The 19,129-nt window shown below is 63.6% G+C and carries 13 protein-coding genes; 7 read left to right on the forward strand and 6 right to left on the reverse strand.

Going from position 1 to position 19,129, the window contains the following annotated elements; all coding sequences use genetic code 11:
- Positions 1 to 54: 54 nt before the first annotated feature.
- The gene (locus ACYCCG_RS21370; RefSeq protein ID WP_003247923.1) at positions 55 to 321 is read right to left on the reverse strand and encodes a hypothetical protein; all 267 of its coding nucleotides are present in this window, start codon (positions 319 to 321) and stop codon (positions 55 to 57) included.
- A gap of 341 nt (positions 322 to 662) precedes the next feature.
- Between ACYCCG_RS21370 and ACYCCG_RS21375 the strand changes: the two genes are divergently transcribed.
- Positions 663 to 1,988 (forward strand): sigma-54 dependent transcriptional regulator, encoded by a 1,326-nt coding sequence (locus tag ACYCCG_RS21375; protein ID WP_392515356.1) that lies wholly within the window; start codon positions 663 to 665, stop codon positions 1,986 to 1,988.
- A gap of 436 nt (positions 1,989 to 2,424) precedes the next feature.
- Here the strand turns inward: ACYCCG_RS21375 and ACYCCG_RS21380 are convergent, their stop codons facing one another.
- Together ACYCCG_RS21380 and ACYCCG_RS21385 are read right to left on the reverse strand one after the other, a co-directional pair.
- On the reverse strand, positions 2,425 to 4,425 hold the full coding sequence (locus ACYCCG_RS21380) for a peptidase U32 family protein (protein ID WP_459671687.1): 2,001 nt from the start codon (positions 4,423 to 4,425) through the stop codon (positions 2,425 to 2,427).
- 200 nt (positions 4,426 to 4,625) lie between these two features.
- Entirely contained in the window at positions 4,626 to 5,006 is a 381-nt protein-coding gene (locus ACYCCG_RS21385) for a RidA family protein (RefSeq protein WP_003247927.1), read from the reverse strand.
- A gap of 136 nt (positions 5,007 to 5,142) precedes the next feature.
- Here ACYCCG_RS21385 and ACYCCG_RS21390 point away from each other — a divergent pair, with 136 nt between their 5' ends.
- Entirely contained in the window at positions 5,143 to 5,835 is a 693-nt protein-coding gene (locus ACYCCG_RS21390; RefSeq protein ID WP_339443877.1) for a tRNA (adenine(22)-N(1))-methyltransferase, read from the forward strand.
- Position 5,836: 1 nt separating this feature from the next.
- Here the strand turns inward: ACYCCG_RS21390 and ACYCCG_RS21395 are convergent, their stop codons facing one another.
- Positions 5,837 to 6,097, reverse strand: a complete 261-nt coding sequence (locus tag ACYCCG_RS21395; RefSeq protein WP_003247932.1) for a DUF2790 domain-containing protein — start codon at positions 6,095 to 6,097, stop codon at positions 5,837 to 5,839.
- A 114-nt stretch (positions 6,098 to 6,211) separates the two neighbouring features.
- Between ACYCCG_RS21395 and ACYCCG_RS21400 the strand changes: the two genes are divergently transcribed.
- Positions 6,212 to 7,144: a LysR family transcriptional regulator gene (locus tag ACYCCG_RS21400; RefSeq protein WP_014590770.1), complete on the forward strand. Its 933-nt coding sequence runs from the start codon at positions 6,212 to 6,214 to the stop codon at positions 7,142 to 7,144.
- 116 nt (positions 7,145 to 7,260) lie between these two features.
- On the opposite strand, the gene ACYCCG_RS21405 is transcribed toward ACYCCG_RS21400, so the two are convergent.
- Together ACYCCG_RS21405 and ACYCCG_RS21410 are read right to left on the reverse strand one after the other, a co-directional pair.
- Positions 7,261 to 8,412: an acyl-CoA dehydrogenase family protein gene (locus ACYCCG_RS21405; RefSeq protein ID WP_014590771.1), complete on the reverse strand. Its 1,152-nt coding sequence runs from the start codon at positions 8,410 to 8,412 to the stop codon at positions 7,261 to 7,263.
- A 16-nt stretch (positions 8,413 to 8,428) separates the two neighbouring features.
- Positions 8,429 to 9,502 (reverse strand): enoyl-CoA hydratase/isomerase family protein, encoded by a 1,074-nt coding sequence (locus ACYCCG_RS21410; RefSeq protein ID WP_459671691.1) that lies wholly within the window; start codon positions 9,500 to 9,502, stop codon positions 8,429 to 8,431.
- A gap of 328 nt (positions 9,503 to 9,830) precedes the next feature.
- On the opposite strand from ACYCCG_RS21410, the gene mnxG reads away from it, so the two are divergent.
- The 4 genes from mnxG to ACYCCG_RS21430 are packed head-to-tail and all read left to right on the forward strand — an operon-like array spanning position 9,831 to position 18,984.
- On the forward strand, positions 9,831 to 15,674 hold the full coding sequence (mnxG, locus tag ACYCCG_RS21415; protein WP_459671693.1) for a manganese-oxidizing multicopper oxidase MnxG: 5,844 nt from the start codon (positions 9,831 to 9,833) through the stop codon (positions 15,672 to 15,674).
- An 18-nt stretch (positions 15,675 to 15,692) separates the two neighbouring features.
- Positions 15,693 to 17,669: a cytochrome D1 domain-containing protein gene (locus ACYCCG_RS21420; RefSeq protein WP_459671695.1), complete on the forward strand. Its 1,977-nt coding sequence runs from the start codon at positions 15,693 to 15,695 to the stop codon at positions 17,667 to 17,669.
- Positions 17,666 to 18,322, forward strand: coding sequence for an SCO family protein (locus tag ACYCCG_RS21425; protein WP_459671697.1), 657 nt, complete (start codon positions 17,666 to 17,668; stop codon positions 18,320 to 18,322). The genes ACYCCG_RS21420 and ACYCCG_RS21425 overlap by 4 nt, the downstream gene beginning before the upstream one ends.
- Positions 18,319 to 18,984 (forward strand): SCO family protein, encoded by a 666-nt coding sequence (locus ACYCCG_RS21430; RefSeq protein WP_176683357.1) that lies wholly within the window; start codon positions 18,319 to 18,321, stop codon positions 18,982 to 18,984. The genes ACYCCG_RS21425 and ACYCCG_RS21430 overlap by 4 nt, the downstream gene beginning before the upstream one ends.
- The last annotated feature ends 145 nt before the right edge of the window (positions 18,985 to 19,129 follow it).

The following is a 19,129-nucleotide window of genomic DNA, read 5'->3' on the forward strand; positions in this document are numbered from 1 at the left end:
CAGAGAAGTTGTACAAGTGCGTGACAGTGCACGCACTTGCTGTGCTGGCCGATATTACTTTGGCATCGACCACGGTTGCAGGTCGTAACCCTTTTCACACAATTCGGCGCGCACTTCTTCGATCAGGCTGGCCCATTGGGCCGGGTCGGAGTAGATGCGCGACGACACCTGCTTGGCGCCGATGCGGGTGCTGGTCCGGTCGATCACTGCCAGGCTCAGTTCACCAGTACCGTTGGGCGCATCCCAGGCTACGCACTGGAAAGGTTCGAAGGCGTGGTCGGCAATCAGCAGTGCTTCGTTGACACGGAGCGGGGCATTCATGGTTCGGTCTCTCTATGGTCCCAAACATCGAAGTGAAGTCCGCGTTGCTTCAAAGTCGCCTCATGTATCGCGAAGTGCAGCGCGGGGTTGTGTGTACTGATGCTCGTTGTTAGTGGGTAAGTCACACATTGGTTGTAAATTTTTTTCCAGGGGCGCCGCTGTTCTTGCCTGCGCCGCCTTGTGATGTCGATAAAGTGCGAAAATTCCCGTAGTGGTTTGTAAAAAAATGATTCGGCAGACAAACGGTACTGGGAACCGTCAACTTCGTTGCTACTGTTAAACGAGCGCCACAACTTGCTGTTTTACTTCAAAAAACCAAAAACTGGCGCCAAGGACCGGTCATGCAGCAGCCTGCCGCTCAACGCCGTTTGCTTATCGTCGACCCCTGCGACGATTGCCACCGTTTGTTACCTGGCCTGCGCAACGCAGGCTGGGATGTGGACAGCTGTCTGCTCGGGGCTGCGCTGGACCACACGTGCGATGTCGGGCTATTGCGCTTGCAGGCTTCGCACCTGAGGCACCCGGATGCGGTCAAGGACATGATCAAGCGCAGCAACACCGAATGGATTGCCGTGCTCAGCGCCGATCAGCTGCGCATGCCGGCGTTCGGCGATTTTGTGTGTGAATGGTTTTTCGACTTCCATACCCTGCCGTTCGACGTCTCCCGTGTGCAGGTAACCCTGGGCCGGGCCTTCGGCATGGCGCGCCTGCGCGGCAAGGGGGCTGTCAAGGTCGATGAGACGACCCATGAATTGCTCGGCGAAAGCCGGCCTATCCGCGAGTTGCGCAAGTTGCTGGGTAAACTGGCACCCACCGAATCGCCGGTGCTGATCCGCGGTGAGAGCGGCACCGGCAAAGAGCTGGTGGCGCGCACCCTGCACCGCCAGTCGCAACGCAGCGAGCAGCCGTTCATCGCTATCAACTGCGGGGCGATCCCCGAGCACTTGATCCAGTCCGAACTGTTCGGCCATGAGAAGGGCGCCTTTACCGGCGCCCACCAGCGCAAGGCCGGGCGTATCGAAGCGGCCGATGGCGGCACGTTGTTTCTTGATGAAATCGGCGACCTGCCGTTGGAGTTGCAGGCCAACTTGCTGCGTTTTTTGCAGGAGAAGCACATCGAGCGGGTGGGTGGCAGCCAGCCAATACCGGTGGATGTACGGGTGCTGGCGGCCACGCATGTGGACCTCGAGCGGGCCATTGAGCAAGGGCGTTTCCGCGAAGACCTGTATTACCGCCTGAACGTCTTGCAGGTGGTGACCGCGCCGTTGCGCGACCGGCATGGTGACCTGTCGATGCTGGCCAACCATTTTGCCCATTTCTACAGCGTGGAGACCGGGCGTCGGCCACGGTCGTTCAGCGACCATGCCCTGGCGGCGATGGGGCGGCATGACTGGCCGGGCAATGTGCGCGAGTTGGCCAACCGTGTACGCCGCGGGCTGGTGCTGGCTGAAGGGCGGCAGATCGAGGCGCAGGACCTGGGGTTGCAGTTGCTCGACCCGGAACAACAGCCGCTGGGCACGCTGGAGGAATACAAGCACCGCGCCGAGCGGCAGGCGCTGTGCGATGTGCTCAACCGGCACAGCGACAACCTGAGCGTGGCGGCCAAGGTGCTGGGCGTTTCGCGGCCGACGTTCTACCGCTTGCTGCACAAGCACCAGATACGCTGAGCGCTGCTGAGGTACGCTTGCGCCGTTCTTTGAAGCCGCTCTTACACAAGCCCGTGTAGGAGCGGGTTCACCCGCGAAAGGGCCGGGCCTGCTAGCCAGTTTCCACCCGCCGTTCACCATTGTCGCAGCTACCGTATTCGCGGGTAAACTCGCTCCTACAGGGCCTGTGTAGGAGCGGGTTCACCCGCGAAAGGGCCGGGCCTGCTGGCCAATGTCCACCCGCCGTTCACCATTGTCGCGGCTACCGTATTCGCGGCTAAAGCCGCTCCTACAGGGAACCAGCCCGTGTAGGAGCGGGTTTACCCGCGAAAGGGCCGTGCCTGCTGGCCAATTTCCACCTGCCGTTCACCGTTGTCTCGGCTACCGTATTCGCGGCTAAAGCCGCTCCTACAGGGAACCACAAGCCCGTGTAGCGAAGAGGCCCTGCCAGGCGAACTCAGTGCGGTCCGCGCGGGATGGTCTTGAGCAAGTCTTCCGGGCTGATATGCCCCACCACCTGGGCCACCGCGCTGCCCGGGGTCGGCAGGTCGATGATGTGGCTCTTCATCTTGCCGATCACATGCATCTCGCACGGCTTGCAGTCGAACTTCAGGGTCAGCACTTCGTCACCCTGAATCAGCTGCATCGGGGCCACCTTGGTGCGCACGCCGGTCACGCCCTTGGCCTGCTTGGGGCACAGGTTGAAGGAGAAGCGCAGGCAGTGCTTGGTGATCATCACCGGCACTTCGCCGTGTTCTTCGTGGGCTTCATAGGCCGCATCGATCAGTTGCACGCCGTGGCGGTGGTAGAAGTCGCGGGCCTTCTGGTTGTATACGTTGGCCAGGAATGACAGGTGCGACTCGGGGTACACCGGCGGTGGTGTGCTCTCGGCCTTGCGCCCGCCACGCGGATGCGCCTGCACACGCGCTGCAGTCAGCGCCTCGATGGCTTCGCGGCGCAGGGCCTTGAGCTGCGAGTTGGGAATGAAGTACGCCTGTGGGGCATCCAGTTCGATGCGGTCGGCGTGGTACAGGGTGGTGCCCAGCTGGCCGAGCAGGTCGTGCAGCTGCTCCAGTGCCTGCTGCGGCTTGTTGGCTACGCCGAACGGGCCGTCCAGGGCCACCTGCACACTCACGCCTTCTTCACTGCTCAGGGTCAGCATCAAGCGCTGCTCGCGCAGGACCGCGTGCCACTCCACGCCGACCCGGCGTTCGGAGGAGGTGCGTTGCAGGGCCTGTTGCCAATTGTGGTCGAGGTTGCGCGACAGCGGGTGGTTGGGCCGCAGCTTGTGCAGGCCTTCGGGCATTTCGTTGGGTTCGACGCGATAGCGGTAGCGCTTGTGGCCGTCTTCTTCGAACTCGCCATGCGGTTCGGCGATGTTGGCGCGGAAGCCCACCACTTCGCGCTTGACCAGCACATTGAGGCCGTCGCCGTTGGTCAGCGGTACGTCGGTAACCACGTGCATGTCACGCTTGCCGACCTTTTCCACTACACCCACCGGCAGGCCGGTGAAGGTTGGCGAGTCGAAGGCGCCGATATCGACCTTGCGGTCGGTCACGAAGTAGTCGGTGCTGCCGCGGTGGAAGGTTTTGTCCGGGTCGGGCAGGAAGAAGTGTTCGGTACGGCCGCTGGACGCGCGGGCGTACTGAGGGCGGTCTTCAAGGATGGCATCGAGCTCTTTGCGGTAATGGGCGGTGATGTTCTTCACATAGCCCATGTCCTTGTAGCGGCCCTCGATCTTGAACGAGCGCACGCCGGCATCGACCAGGTCAGCCAGGTTGGCAGTCTGGTTGTTGTCCTTCATCGACAGCAAGTGTTTCTCGAACGCAACCACGCGGCCCTGGTCATCTTTCAGCGTGTAGGGCAGGCGGCAGGCTTGCGAGCAATCACCGCGGTTGGCGCTGCGGCCGGTCTGCGCATGGGAAATGTTGCATTGGCCGGAGAACGCCACGCACAGTGCGCCGTGGATGAAGAACTCGATGGCAGCATCGGTTTCGGCGGCGATGGCGCGGATTTGCTGCAGGTTCAGCTCACGCGCCAGTACCAGTTGCGAGAACCCGGCCTGGTCGAGGAACTTGGCCCGCTCCAGAGTGCGGATGTCGGTCTGGGTGCTGGCATGCAGCTCGATCGGCGGGATGTCCAGCTCCATCACCCCGAGGTCCTGCACGATCAGCGCGTCAACGCCTGCATCGTACAGCTGGTGAATCAGCTTGCGCGCCGGTTCCAGCTCGTTGTCGTGGAGGATGGTGTTGATGGTGGTGAACACGCGTGCATGGTAGCGATGGGCGAACTCGACCAGTTCGGCGATATCGCTGACTTCGTTGCAGGCGTTATGGCGCGCGCCAAAGCTCGGGCCGCCGATATAGATGGCGTCAGCGCCGTGCAGGATCGCTTCACGGGCGATGGCCACGTCACGGGCAGGGCTGAGCAGTTCCAGGTGATTCTTTGGAAGGGACATGTCGTTATATTTTCGGGCTGTCACGGTTTAGGCGGGCATTGTAGCGGTGAAACGGGCTGGCGGCATCATTGGGGTGCCGGGAGGTGCGGGATCGGCTGGGAGTACGCGCAACTGTGGGAGCGGCCTTGGGTCGCGAACGGGCCGCAGAGCGGCCCCGGCGGTTTTGCGTTGGGGGCGCTGCGCACCCCAACAAGCGCAGCTCAGCGCTTGGCAGCCATCGCCGTCACTTCCACACGCATGCCTTCAAATGCCAGCGAAGCCACGCCCACCGCCGCACGCACCGGCCAGGGCTTGCTGAAGAAGCGCTGGTACACTTCGTTGAACGCCGCGCGGTCGGCCATGTCGGTGAGGTAGATGGTCAGGTGCAGCACGCGGTCCATACCGCTGCCGGCCTTTTCCAGGGCCACTTTCAGCGCCTGCAGGGTGCATTCGCTCTGCTCGACGATGCCGCCCAGTTCCAGGCTGCCGTCGGCGTGGGTCGGGATTTGCGTGGTGACCAGTACGCCGTTGTACTCGGCAACGTCGGAGGAAATCGACTCGGCGTCCGGGTCCGGGGTGTAGATGATGTCTGCATTTGCCATGGTGTGTTCGCCTTGCAACGGAAGGAAAACGGCAAGCCTACGCGAGCGCATCCGCCCGGTCGAGGGTGCCTCGGTGTTTGAAATACGCGGCGTTCGCCGTCAGAATCGCGGCCGATTGCAAAACCAGGGGTTTACGTTGAACGAACAGACTTTGTCCAGGCGCCTGGAGCGCGTGGCCGCCCATGTACCGCAGGGCGCGCGCTTGGCCGACATTGGCTCGGACCACGGCTACCTGCCGGTGGCCTTGATGCTGCGTGGCGTGCTCGAGGCCGCTGTAGCGGGTGAGGTGGCACAGACGCCGTTCGCCTCGGCCCAGCGCAATGTGCGCAAAAATGGCCTGCAAGAGCGGGTCACCGTGCGCCTGGCCGATGGGCTGGCAGCGGTCGAGCCGCAAGACCGTATCTCGGTGGTGAGCATCTGCGGCATGGGCGGCGACACCATGTGCGAGATCCTCGAGGCCGGCAAGCAGCGCCTTGGCGGCGTCACGCGCCTGGTACTGCAGCCTAATGGCGGTGAGCGCGAACTGCGCCAGTGGCTGGCGGGCAATGGTTACCAGATCGTCAGCGAAGAGCTGTTACGGGAAAACCGCTTCGATTACGAGATCATCGTCGCCGAGCCGGGCAGGGGGGTGTATAGCGCTGAACAGCTGTACTTCGGCCCCGTGTTGATGCAGGAGAAAAGCGAGGCGTTTGTGGTCAAGTGGCGGCGCATGCTGCGGCAGAAGCAGCAGACCCTGGCCAATTTCCAGCGGGCCCGCGATGCGGTGCCTCAGGCGAAGATCGACGATTTCAATCAGCAGGTGGGCTGGATCACCCAGGTGCTGGCCTGATTCACTGCTGCGAGCAGTTGCCCATTTCCCGGTAGTCGATTTCGCGCTTCTGGCCCTGATGGTCGACGTACACCATGTGTGCGGTGCCCACCTGGCAGTCGGCGGCGTTACTGGCCGGGGTGATGGAGATGACCTTGGCCACGTCCAGCGGCATGCCGTATTCATATTGGCTGCTGACGGGCTGGTTGTTGCCGGCATCGGCAAAAGCACCGAACGAGGCGAAGGCAGCGGCAATGGCAAGGACAGCGATCGAGCGTTTCATGACAGGCTCCTTTTTTAATGGATGGCTAATGATCTATTCATTGGTCATCCACAATAAATGGGCTAACCCGTGATAGATTCCTGCTTTTAACGCAACAATAAGGAGCACCCCTTCATGGACATGCTGCATGCCATGCGTACCTTCACCCGGGTGGTGGAATGTGGCAGCTTCGCTGCAGCTGCCAATGCTCTGGATATTTCTGCAGCGCAGGTTTCGCGCATCGTTGCCGAGCTGGAGAACCAGCTCCAGACCCGCCTGCTGCACCGCACCACCCGGCGCCTGCGCATGAGCGAGGCGGGAGAGCGGTTTCTGGAGCGTGCGCGGCAGATCATGCTGCTGACCGAAGAAGCCGTGGGCGAAGCGCGAGGTGCGCACCTCACGCCTCGCGGCCATCTGCGTTTGCACTGCCCGCACGGCATGGGGCTGTTGCTGATGCCGCTGGTGGCCGGCTACAACACGCTATACCCGGAGGTGGTGATCGAGCTGACGCTGTCGCAGCGCAACCCCGACCCGCTGGCCGAAGGGCATGACGTGGTGATCACCGTGGACGGTGCGCTGCCGGATTCGCAACTGATCGCTGTGCCGCTGGGCAACATTTTCAGTATCCCCTGCGCGGCCCCCGGCTACCTGGACACCCACGGTGTACCGGAGCGCCCGGAAGACTTGCACGGCCATCGCTGCCTGCGCATGGCTTACCCGATGTACGAAGGTGACTGGGTGTTCCCGCAAGGGGTTGACCAGTGCGTGATCGCGCCAAACGACAGTTTCTCTACCAACGTCGCCGACGCCATGCTAGTGGCCAGCGAGCTGGGCATGGGCATTGGCCTGCTGCCGTTCTACACCGCCAGCGAGGCGATCGGGCAGGGGCGCTTGTGCCGGTTGCTGGCACCGTATCGGCTGCGGGAGAGTGCGCTGTATGCGATGTATCCGTCACGCCACTACCTGGACGCCAAGGTGCGCACCTGGATCGACTACCTCAAGGAACAGCTGCCGGCGTTGTTCGAGGGGCATGCCAGGGTGGTGGATGATGCGCGGTATTGGCGCTGAGGCGAGAAGTTTGCCGCGGTGACATTCCTGTGGGAGCGGGCGCGCCCGCGAACACCGGCAAAGCCGGTGCCAGCCACAGCGTCGCCCGCTCCCCCAAGAACCGCGTTGCCTTTGCGTTACAGCGGATAGTTTTTCAATTCCCGTGCAATCAGCATGCGCTGGATCTCGCTCGACCCTTCATAGATCTGCGTAATCCGCGCATCCCGGTAATAGCGCTCCACCGGGTAGTCTTCCAGATAACCGTACCCACCATGCACCTGGATTGCCATCGAGCACACCCGCTCGGCCATTTCCGAAGCGAACAGCTTGGCCTGTGACGCTTCCGACAGGCACGGCTTGCCGGCGCTGCGCAGGCGGGCGGCATGCAGGATCAGCAAACGTGCGGCGTTCACCTGCACCTGCATGTCGGCCAGCAGGTTGGCGATGCTCTGGTGTTCGTTGATCGGCTTGCCAAACTGTATGCGGTCACGTGAGTAGACCAGCGCTGCTTCGAATGCGGCGCGGGCGATGCCCAAGGCCTGGGCGGCAATGCCGATACGGCCGCCTTCGAGGTTGGACAGGGCAATGGCCAGGCCCTTGCCACGCTCACCGAGGATATTGGCCGCAGGAATGCGGCAGTTGTCGAAGGTGACCGCGCAGGTGTCGGAGGCGCGGATGCCCATCTTGTGCTCGCTGCGGTCAACCTTGAACCCAGGGTTGTCAGTAGGCACCAGGAACGCCGACAGGCCTTTCTTGCCCAGCTCCGGGTCGGTCACTGCGAAGACGATCGCCAGGCCTGCACGGCGGGCATTGCTGACGAACTGCTTGGCACCGTTGATGACCCACTGGCCATCCACCAACTCGGCGCGGGTGCGCAGGTTGTGCGCCTCGGAGCCGGCCTGTGGCTCGGTCAGGCAGAAGCAGCCAATCACCTCGCCACTGGCCAGGCGTGGCAGCCACTGCTGTTGCTGTTCGGCGGTGCCGTAGGCCAGCAGCGGGCCGCAACCTACCGAGTTGTGGATGCTCATCATCGCCCCGGTGGCGCCGCAGCCGGCGGCGATCTCTTCTACTGCCAGGGCGTAGGCGACATAGTCGGTGTAGCTGCCGCCGAAGTCTTCGGGCACCACCATGCCCAACAGGCCCAGTTCGCCCATCTTGCGCACCACGCCATCATCGATCCAGCCGGCCTTTTCCCAGGCCTGGGCATGGGGTGCGATTTCGCCACGGGCAAAGTCCCGGGCCATGTCGCGGATCATGATCTGTTCTTCGCTCAGTTCGAGGTCTTGCATCTGTGTACTCCCGGGCTCACAGGCCTTCGAAGAATTGTTCGACCCGCTGGCGTTGCAGCGCGGCCAGGGTCGGCGGGTTCCAGCGGGGCTGCTTGTCCTTGTCGATGATCAGGGCACGCACGCCTTCGATAATGTCGCCGTGCTGGAACCACTGGCGGTCCAGGTGCAGTTCCATGGCAAAGCAGTCGTCAATGCCCAGCTCGCGTCCTCGGCGCAGCATCTCCAGCGTAACCGCCATGGCCAGAGGCGAGCGTGTTTCCAGCTGATCGGCGGTGGCCACCGCCCAGGCGTGGCTGTCGCCAAGGCTCACCGCACGCAGTTGCTCGACGATGGCTGGCAGGTCGGGCAGGGCGAAGAAGTGGTCGATGACCGGGCGCAACTTTTCCAGTGGCGCATCGTCCAGTACCTGGGTACCGAGCCTGGCCAGCAGGTTTTGCAGGTCCTTCAGCGGGTGGTCGCTGAAGTCGAGCTGGTCGAGGCCCTGGTCGAGGGCGGCGAGCTGGTCGCTGGCCAGGTACCAGTCGGCCAGGCCGCAATACAAGGCGTCGGCCGCCTGGATCTGGGCACCGCTGACACCCAGGTAGATGCCCAGCTCGCCGGGGATGCGCGAGAGGAAGTAGCTACCGCCTACGTCCGGGAAGTAGCCGATGCCGACCTCGGGCATGCCCAGCCGGCTGCGCTCGGTGACCACGCGCAGGTCGCAGCCCTGGGCCAGGCCCATGCCGCCACCGAGGGTGAAGCCGTCCATCACCACCAGTATTGGCTTGCGGTAGCGGTGGATGACCAGGTCGAGGGCGTACTCTTCGACGAAAAAGGTTTCATGCAGCGTGTCGCCGGCCTTGAAGCTGTCGTACAACGAGCGGATGTCGCCACCGGCACAGAACCCCTTGGGGCCTTCGCCGCGCAGGACCACGGCGTGCACGTGCGGGTTGTCGGCCCACTGATCCAGGTGCTGACGCAGGCTGCGCACCATGTCCAGGGTCAGGGCATTGAGACCGGCCGGGCGGTTCAGGGTCAGGTGGCCGATCTGGTTGCGGACCTCGGCCAGTACGTGGTCGGTTGCTGCCGGGGTATGAGCGTGCGCAGTCATTGCGTTCTCCCTGCTTTGTTATTGATTTTCCAAGTGAAGTCTGGAGTTCGCTGGAGGATCGCTGGATCCTGGCATGCGAATTTGCCTTGTACAATCGACAATTGTGCAAGGGTACCGTGCGTTTTTACCTTGTGCGAGGCCAGCGCGCGCCTGGGGCGTAGCCTTTACCCTCACGGGATTTCGCCCCCCGATTCGGGGGAACCCGCTGGGGGATCCTCCCCAACCTGATTCGGTTGACATCGCAAGTTGCTGACGGATATGAAATTTTTCTTCTGGCACACACCTTGCTCCAGCTCCCCACAGAGATCCTGTGTCCCGGAGGTGCAGCATGTCGACGCCGCTCAAAGGCCCCATCGTGTCATCACTCGTACTGGCCTTGCTTGGCTGGGAAGCAACCAGCGAGGCGGCTGTGCAGTGCCAGCGCACCCTGGTCGCCAACGTGGTGGCACTGGATCAGCCACTGATGTTCAACCGCCTAGGCGCGCAGAACGCCAACGGCATGATGTTTGCCCTGCGCGAGGATGTGGTGGACGACAAGCTCGTCCCGCTGAGCATGGGCGGGGCCGCCGTGCCGGGCAAGGTCACCCTGCGCCCGGACAAGCGCCCGCGGCCTATCGTGCTGCGCGTGGCGGCCGGTGACTGCCTCACGGTCAACCTGACCAACCTGCTGGATTACAAGGCGAACCCCAACAAGCACGGCATCGAGGCCGAAGAGCCCGAGGGTGAGGAAGAGGGGCCGGAGGTTGAAAACGAAGGCGGCGAAGGCTTTGTCGCCGACGAGCAGGTGGCCGAGCGCATGGTCGGCTTCCAGGTCAACGGCATGCAGGCGGTGAACAGCATTGCCGATATTTCCGCCTATACCGGGCGCAACGGCAACTTCTTCGTCAGCCCCGGCAGCACCCGCAGCTACACCTTGTATGCCGAGCGCGAAGGCGCCTTTGCCGCCACCAGCAAAGCCGCTACATTCGGCGGCGAGGGCACGGCGGGCAACGTTTCCAATGGCCTGTTCGGCCAGGTGGTAGTGGTGCCCAAACTGGGCCGTACCTACCGCAATACCCTCACTGAAGAAGAAATGCGCCTGGCCACCACCGGTCGAACCGCCACCGGCCAGCCCGTGATCGACTACGAAGCCCGTTATCCGCAGGTCGAGCCGTGGATCGCCGAAGGCAAGGCCGGCAAGCCGATCATTGCCATGGTCAACGGCAACGAGATCATCAGCAGCGAGACCGATGCCATCGTCATGGGGCCCAACCCCGACGGCAGCTTCCCCAGCTCTACTTACCCGCTGGAAAGCACGGGCAAACGCAACCCGGCGCTGCCCAACCGACTGGAGGCGTTCCGTGATTTCGCCTCGCAGTTCGCCGACGAGGTTGCCGGTACCCAAGCCTTCCCTGGCTACTGGGCCGACCCGGTGATGGGCCATGTGCTGGAGCCTACGCGCGATTCGTTCATGATCAATTACGGTTCTGGTGGCATGGGCGCCGAAGTGGTGGCCAACCGCTTGGGGGTGGGCCCGATGCACGATTGCCTGTCGTGCGCCTATGAAGAGTTCTTCCTCAGCGCCCACACGGTTGGCGATATCGGCACCCTGGTGGATGTACCGGCAAACGTCGGCCTGGAACACATCCGCCCGGGCGAAGTGCCGCCGGCCAGTGCCGTCGGGGTCAAGGCCAGCATGGCCCTTTACCCCTCAGAGCCTGCCAACGTGCACCACAGCTATATCGGTGACTTCACCAAGTTCCGCAACACCCACAACGGGCACGAGCAGCACATCTTCCACTTGCACGGCCACCAGTGGCTGTTCAACCCCAATGACGACAACTCCGACTACATCGATGCCCAAGGCATCGGCGCTGGCGTCGGCTACACCTACGAAATCGCCAACGGTGGATCGGGCAACCGCAACCGTGTTGCCGGTGATGCCATTTACCACTGTCACTTCTACCCGCACTTCGCCCAGGGCATGTGGGCCATGTGGCGGGTACATGACGTGTTCGAAGAAGGCACGCGCCTGGAGGTAAGCGGGCAGGGCGAGAATGGCTTCCACAGTACCCCGTTCGCCCTGCGCAGCGGTAAGCCGGCCGTTGGCGCCCGGGCCCTGCCCGATGGCGAGATCATTGCCGGTACGCCTATTCCGGCCATCGTGCCGTTGCCCGGCAAGGCAATGGCGCCCATGCCCGGCAAAGTCGTGGTCGTGCCCAAGCTCTCCGAGGCGTTGGTTGCCGCCAACGATGATGACCACGAAGACGAGGATGATGACGACTACGCCAGTGAGGCGCCCGTGCGCAAGGCCGTGGGCTCGCTGGCGCTGGTCGACCGCACCGAGGCCAACCGCAATGCCGACGGCACGCTGAAAAACCCAGGCTACCCGTTCTGGATCGGCGGCATGGAAAGCAGCGTCGGCAACCGCCCGCCAACCCCGCCCCTGGACATGCTCGACCCGGCCCTGGCCCGGCAACTGAAAGACAGCGGTAAAGCCCTGTGGGCCAACCTGGATGCGAACCAGGTCGATGGCTGGGACGGCGGCCTTGGCCGCCATGCACTGGACGGTGTGTCCGCCGGTGGCGTAGCGGATACCACCACCACCAAACTGGACTTCACCAAGGTCGTGCACAAGGCCAAGCCCATCTACCTGCCTGAGGAGGGCACCGATGTGGAGCAGGCAGCCATGCAGTTCCACGCCATGGGTGAACACCCCAGCTATGCACTGATCCCCGGTAACCAGCCAGTGGCCAAGGTGTTCCGCACCAACGGCGCCTTGCCAACTGCGGGTGCGCCGTACTACGAGCCCTGCATGGATGACCGTGGAAAACGCCTGACGCAGTCCTCCGGGGTCGGTGAGTTCAACAGTGGAGAGAGCCTGACGGGTGTGAACTTCCGTGGCGCCTCGGCCTTCACTGCCGACCGCCCACGCATCTACAAAGGGGCCAACATCCAGTTCGACGCGGTGTACAACAAAGTGGGCTACCACTTCCCGCAGGCACGCATCATCGCCCTGTGGGAGGACGCCTGGCCGGTCATTACCAAGCAGCGCCCGCCAGAGCCGCTGGTGATGCGCATGAACACCTTCGACTGCGCGATGTACCAGCACACCAACCTGATCCCGAACATCTATGAGATGGACGATTACCAGGTGCGCACCCCGACCGACGTGATCGGCCAGCACATCCACCTGCCCAAATGGGACCTGACCGCCGCCGACGGTTCGGCCAACGGCTGGAACTACGAGGACGGCATTCTTTCGCCCGGTAGCGTTGTCGAGCGCGTGCATGCCATTCGTACTTATAACGGTTGCACCGAAGGTGATAGCCGCGATGGCACTGCTGCCTGCCCGGAAGCCAGGCAGCACCCGTACTTCGGCCGCTTTGGCCGCGCCGACTGGCTGGGCGCACGTACAGCCATGCAGCGCTGGTTCGCCGACCCGCTGGTGAACGTGCATAACGTCGACCGCGGCCTGGGCACCATCTTCACCCATGACCACCTTGGCCCATCGACCCACCAGCAAGTGGGCCTGTATGCCACCGTGCTGGCCGAACCGGCCGGCTCTACCTGGTACCACGCCGAAACCGGCGAGCAGCTGTACAACCCGGCCACGCGCCAGGACGGCGGCCCGACCTCGTGGCAGGCGGTGATCCAGACCGGCGACCACGATGGCGACGGCAAGAACGACAGCTACCGCGAGTTCTTCCTGGAGTACAGCGACTTCCAGCATGCCTATGAAGCCGGCGTGTATGTAGGCGCAGGGCCGGACGGCATTCCCAATGCCCAGTCGTACCCGGCCACAGCCGACAGCTTCCGCTACGCCATCAACCCGCCCGTGCGTGGCAAGGCGTCGAGCCTGCTTGAGGCCATCGTCGAGGAACGTGGTGGGATCAACCCTGGCTGCCCAAGCCGGCCATGCCCGCAGGCGATCTCGGTGGATGACCCGGGGATGTTCGTCGTCAACTACCGTAACGAGCCGCTGGCCCTGCGCGTGTACGACCCGAACAAGGTCGGCCCGGACGGCAAGCGTGGCATGCAGGCCGACGGCCTGGCCGGCGACCTCAGCTATGCCCTGCAAACCCGTACCGACCGCGCTATCCCGGCGATGAACCTGTCGCCATCGGCGATCACCTCGGCAGTCGGCCCCACCGGCGGCACCACGCTGTTCCCGCCACATATCAACACGGCCGGCGCCGAGCCGGGCGACCCGTTCACCCCATTGCTGCGTACCTATTCCGGTGACAACGTGCGCCTGCGCATGCACGCCGGTGGCCACGAAGAGGAGCACAACGTCACCCTGCACGGCGTGAAATGGCTGCAGAATGGCTCTGGCTTTGGCAACAGCTCCAACTCGGGCTGGAAATCGTCGCAAATGATCGGCATCTCCGAGCAGTTGGGCTTCATGGCGCCGGTGTCGATGATCTCCAGTTCGGCAGCCACCAACGGCGACTACCTGTACTCGCTGGACGCCGCCCTGGAAGGCTACTGGAACGGTATCTGGGGCATCATGCGCAACTACACCGCGCAGCGTGCCGACCTGTTCCCGCTGCCCAACAACCCGCAGCCGGTGGCCATGCGCAACACCGTGAACTTCAACGGCATCTGCCCGAAAACCACGGCCAACCCCAACGGCATCGGCACCCGCACCACGGTCAAGCGCAACTACGAGATCGTCGCGGCGCTGGCCAACGACATCCTTGAAAACCGTAACGGCGTCAGCATCAATGACCCGGCGGGCATCGGCCAGCATGTCGGAGGCGCGCTCAAGGCCGACGGTGGCACCCTGGTGTTCAATAGCCGCAAAACCGCCATCCCGCTGGTCAGTGGGGTAGACCCTGAAGATGGGGCGACCTTCACCATCGGTGGTCACAGTGCGCCGCTGCATGACCCGACCGCGATCCTGTACGTGCGCAAGGCTGACCTCGATGCCACCACCGGCAAGCTCAAGCCGGGTGTCCCGGTAGAGCCCCTGGTACTGCGCGCCAATGCCGGCGACTGCATCAGCATCACCCTGGAGAACCGCTTGCCACTGGTGATGCCAGACCTGTCGAGCACTGCAGTGATGCACAACGTGGTCAAGCGTGACCGCTTCGACAGCGAAGGCTCCACCGCGTTTGCCAACAACCTGATGCGGCCGTCCAGCCACGTGGGCCTGCATGCGCAGCTGCTGGCCTACGACATCACCAAGTCCGACGGTGCCAACGTTGGCCTGAACCCGGTGCAGACCGTGCCTCCGCGTGCCGGCACCAGCGGCGCTTACCCTACCAAGGAGTACCAGTACTACGCCGGCCACCTGGAGCGTGAAGGCAAACCGGTGTCGCAACTGGGCCGCACAGTGGACAACATCAAGACCACGCCTATCGAGTTCGGTGGCCTCAACCTGACCCCGTCAGACTTCATCAAACAGCCGCAGAAAGGTCTGGTGGGTGCCATGAGCATCCTGCCGCAAACCGCCACCTGGACCGAGGATACTGCTACCCGTACCCAGGCCACGGTGAAGGTCAGTGGCCAGCCGGACTACCGCGACTTCGTCACGGTGTGGCAGCGCGCACTGAACATGCGCTGGGCCGACGGTCGTCCGGTAGAAGGTATCAATGTTGAAGGCAACGGCGCTGCCGGTGACCCGCAAGACAACGGCAACATGGCTGTCAACTACAAGACCGAACCGTTGTGGCTGCGCTTCGGCATGGCGCCCGACTCGCCATTCGGCCGCGCCAATGGCCTGGGCTTTGGTGATGTACCCAACGCCCACATGGCCTACGCCAACGCCCTGGTCGGTGGCGACCCGCAAACCCCGGTGCTGTACGCCAAGCCAGGGCAACCGGTGCGCAACCATATCGTGATGCCCAGTGGTGGCAGCCGCGGCATGGTCTACCAACTGGACGGGCACGTATGGCCGCTGCACAACTACCAGGCCGAGAAGAGCGATGCGGACGGTTACCCGATGAGCATGCCTGGTATCGGTTCGGTGCGCTTTGGCTACAACCCGATGGCCATGTACATCGGCGCGCAGGAAAGCGTACTGCCAGCGGCGCACTTCAGCTTCATGCTGCCGAGTGCCGGCGGTGCCAACGCGGTGGCGGGTGACTACCTGTTCCGCGACTATGCCGCCTACGGCAACCTTTCGGGGCTGTGGGGGATCTTGCGGGTGACCAACGAAGCGCCGCCGGCAACGGCCCCGGCGCAGTGACGGAAGGGGAACGCGAGCATGAACAAAAAGACTCGCCCTGCTTACCTGGGGGTAGTGTTGGGGGTAGCGCTGATCGGCCTGGGCGTGGCGTACGAAAAGCTATGGTGCGACCCGCGCGAGCTGTTGCAGGAACGGGCCAATCCGCAGGCCTTGCACCGGCTCAGCCGGGACGGCGTGACCGTGGAGTTCGAGGCCCGGCCATTGGCCGGAGGGGAACTGAAGGAGGGCGATTTCGCCAACATCCGCTTCAAGCTCAGCGACCAGACCAGTGGTCAACCGCTGTCGGGCATGGCCCCGGGGGCCTGGATCGACCCTGTGCAGTCGGCCCCGGCGGGGGACCGCGAGCAGAGCTGCAAGGCGCGGGTTGCGCTGTTTCTCAAGAGCAGCATCGGGGCCCGGCCGCTGCTCGACCTGAACAGCTACTTCTTGCTGATGTTGAACAATGACGCCAGCCTCACCGTGATCGACCCGACGGTGTCGGTGGGCGGCGTGACCAGCACCATGGCCCGCATCGAGCTGCCAGGCCGGCCCATGGACTGGGCGGCCATCAGCGATGACAAGCAGGTTTTCGTGTCGATACCAGAGCGGGGCAAGGTTTCGGTGATCGATACCGAGACCTTCACCCGCGTGGCCGACCTGGATGCCGGTGACCAGCCGCTGCGCGTGGCCCTGCAACCGGACCAGCTTCGGCTGTGGGTCGGCAACAACAGCAGCGACCCGGCCAAAGGCGGGGTAACAGTGATCGACGTGCCGGGGCGCAGCGTCCTGAAACACTTCAACACCGGTACCGGGCACCACGAAATCGCCTTCAGCGCCGACTCGCGCTATGCCTACGTCAGCAATCGCGACAGCGGTACCCTGAGCGTCATCGACATCCCGGAAATGCGCCTGGCCAAGACCATCAAGGTGGGCCCGCACCCGCTGTCGGTCAGCTATTCGGCGCTGTCCCAGGCCGTGTACGTGGTCGATGGCGAGGAGGGCAGCGTAAGGGTGTTCGATGCCCGCAGCCACCAGTTGCGCCACACGGTCCAGGCCGAGCAAGGCCTGGGGCCGATGCGCTTCAGTCAGGATGGCCGCTACGGCATCGTGCTCAATACGGCGGAGAACCAGGCCCTGGTCATAGACGCCAGTACCGACAAACTGATCCACCACGTTCCGGTGGCGGCCGAACCGTACCAGCTGACGTTCACCAAAGGCTATGCCTATGTGCGGGGCCTGGCCTCACCGAGAGTGAGCATGATCAATCTGGCCAGCCTGGGAGAGGGGCGCTCGCCAATCGTGCAAAGCTTCGAGGCCGGCCCGGCAGCGCCGCGCCAGGCCGGTGACCTGCCACTGGCCCAGGGGCTGTCGGTATCGCGTGATGACAATTCGGTGTTCGTGGTCAACCCGGTGGACAACAACACCTACTTCTACACCGAAGGCATGAATGCGCCGATGTCCGGCTACAACAACCGCGGCCACCAGGCCCGCGCCGCCCTCGTCGTTGACCGCAGCCTGCGCGAAGTGGCACCTGGAGTGTATGGCTCGACGGTGAAGCTGCCCGCTGCCGGCAAGTTCGACGTTGCCTTCCTGCTCAACCAGCCGCAAATCATTCATTGCTTCAGCACCGAGGTGGCCGCAGGGGCCAATACCAGCGAACGCAAAGGCGCGCGTGCCGAGTTCATCGGCCTCGACCAGCCGCTGCCGCAGCACAGCGACTTCACCGCGCGAGTACGGATTGTCGGTGACGACGGGCAGCCGCGCCTGGGCCTGAACGACCTGAGCCTGCGCTACTTCCTGGCGCCATCGTCGATGCCGCGCAACCTGCAGCTGCAAGAGGTGGGTGAGGGGGTCTACCAGGCGGCGCTGAACTTGCCTGAGGCCGGTGCCTGGTACCTGCATGTGCAGTCGCCCTCGTTGGGGCGCAAGTTTGCCGAAGAAAACTACACCAGCCTGCGCGTCCTGCCGGCTGCTGCAACCAATGCTTCCCAGACTGACGTGAGGAATGTGCGATGAACGCCAAGCATGCATGCACACTGTTGGCTTTGAGTCTGGCATTTGCCAGCAACCTGGTAATGGCCCACGCCGGTCACGACCATGACGGCCACGCCGGGCAACCGCCGGCGGCGCATCAGGAAAAGACCAGCGTGCGCTTTGCCGATGTTTCCCTGCTGAACCAGGACGGCATGCCGGTACGCCTGGAGAAAGACCTGGTGAATGACCATCTGGTGGTCATGGGCTTCATTTACACCAGTTGCACCACGGTATGCCCGGTGGTGTCGTCGATCATGGGCAAGGTCCAGCAGCAACTGGGCGGCCGGGTAGGCGAGGAGATTCGCATGGTGTCGATCAGTGTTGACCCTCAGCGTGACGACGCCAAGCGCCTGCAAAATTATGCCAAGGCATTCCAGAAAGGACCGGGCTGGAGCTGGCTGACCGGTACCCCGTACGCCATCACCGAAACCCTGAAAGGGCTGGGCAGCTTCAACGCCGACCTTAGCCAGCACCCGCCGCTGATACTGGTGGGTGACGGGCGTAGCGGGCACTGGACGCGTTACTACGGCTTCACCGACCCGGCTGTATTGATCGAGGAGATCAACCGCCTCAGTGCGCGCCGGGTACATGCCAAGAGCACCGCCATCGCCGACCATCACGAGGTGCAACCATGAGCACTGCAACCGCCCACCGCGCTGGCATGCGTGCTTTCGACTGGCTGGTGCTGGGTAGCTGCCTGTGGATCCTCACGTCGGTGGCGTTCGCCCACGAAGGCCATGCGCCGCAACCCCCGGAGCCGCAGCCGGCACCGCAGGCGATGGCCAGTGGTGGCGGTACCCGCGACGCCAAGACGTGGTTCACCGACACCGTGTTGAAGGACCAGAATGGCCGCGAGCTGCGCTTTTACAGTGACGTGCTCAAGGACAAGGTGGTGATGCTCAACGTGATCTTCACCCACTGCACCGATGCCTGCCCGCTGATTACCCGCAAGCTGCGCGAGGTGCGTGAGGCCATGGGGCCAGCGCTGGCCGGCCAGGTGACCTTCGTGTCGATCAGCAGTGACCCGCTGAACGACACCCCCGAGGTGCTGAAGGCGTTCGCCGCCAAGCAGGGGGTGGAGGGGCCGAACTGGTTGTTCCTGACCGGCGACAAGGCCAACGTCGACTTGGTGCTTGGCCGTATAGGGCAGTTCCTGCCGAGTCCCGAGCAGCATTCGACGCAGCTGATTGCCGGTGATGTTGCAGGTAAACGCTGGAGCAAGATTCGCCCGGATGCACCGCCAGCGGCCATTGCCCAGCGCATGCAGCTGCTGACCCAGCCACTGGCTGGTCGGTGAGTATCATGGGCCGCCTGGGGAATTGGCGTCTGTGGCATCAGCTGTTGTGGGAGCGGCCTTGCGTCGCGAAAGTAGCGCGCAGCGCTCCCCTCTTTCTGCGCTTGAGCTACCACTGCCGGGGCTGCTGCGCAGCCCTTTCGCGACG

The sequence above is a fragment of the Pseudomonas sp. VEM90 genome, assembly GCF_054611535.1.

What these genes read in the sequence shown, in the direction of transcription:
- ACYCCG_RS21370 (WP_003247923.1), bottom strand. Translation starts at nt 321, where the DNA reads ATGAATGCCCCGCTCCGTGTCAACGAAGCACTGCTGATTGCCGACCAC.
- ACYCCG_RS21375 (WP_392515356.1), top strand. Translation starts at nt 663, where the DNA reads ATGCAGCAGCCTGCCGCTCAACGCCGTTTGCTTATCGTCGACCCCTGC.
- ACYCCG_RS21380 (WP_459671687.1), bottom strand. Translation starts at nt 4,425, where the DNA reads ATGTCCCTTCCAAAGAATCACCTGGAACTGCTCAGCCCTGCCCGTGAC.
- ACYCCG_RS21385 (WP_003247927.1), bottom strand. Translation starts at nt 5,006, where the DNA reads ATGGCAAATGCAGACATCATCTACACCCCGGACCCGGACGCCGAGTCG.
- ACYCCG_RS21395 (WP_003247932.1), bottom strand. Translation starts at nt 6,097, where the DNA reads ATGAAACGCTCGATCGCTGTCCTTGCCATTGCCGCTGCCTTCGCCTCG.
- ACYCCG_RS21400 (WP_014590770.1), top strand. Translation starts at nt 6,212, where the DNA reads ATGGACATGCTGCATGCCATGCGTACCTTCACCCGGGTGGTGGAATGT.
- ACYCCG_RS21405 (WP_014590771.1), bottom strand. Translation starts at nt 8,412, where the DNA reads ATGCAAGACCTCGAACTGAGCGAAGAACAGATCATGATCCGCGACATG.
- ACYCCG_RS21410 (WP_459671691.1), bottom strand. Translation starts at nt 9,502, where the DNA reads ATGACTGCGCACGCTCATACCCCGGCAGCAACCGACCACGTACTGGCC.
- mnxG (WP_459671693.1), top strand. Translation starts at nt 9,831, where the DNA reads ATGTCGACGCCGCTCAAAGGCCCCATCGTGTCATCACTCGTACTGGCC.
- ACYCCG_RS21420 (WP_459671695.1), top strand. Translation starts at nt 15,693, where the DNA reads ATGAACAAAAAGACTCGCCCTGCTTACCTGGGGGTAGTGTTGGGGGTA.
- ACYCCG_RS21425 (WP_459671697.1), top strand. Translation starts at nt 17,666, where the DNA reads ATGAACGCCAAGCATGCATGCACACTGTTGGCTTTGAGTCTGGCATTT.
- ACYCCG_RS21430 (WP_176683357.1), top strand. Translation starts at nt 18,319, where the DNA reads ATGAGCACTGCAACCGCCCACCGCGCTGGCATGCGTGCTTTCGACTGG.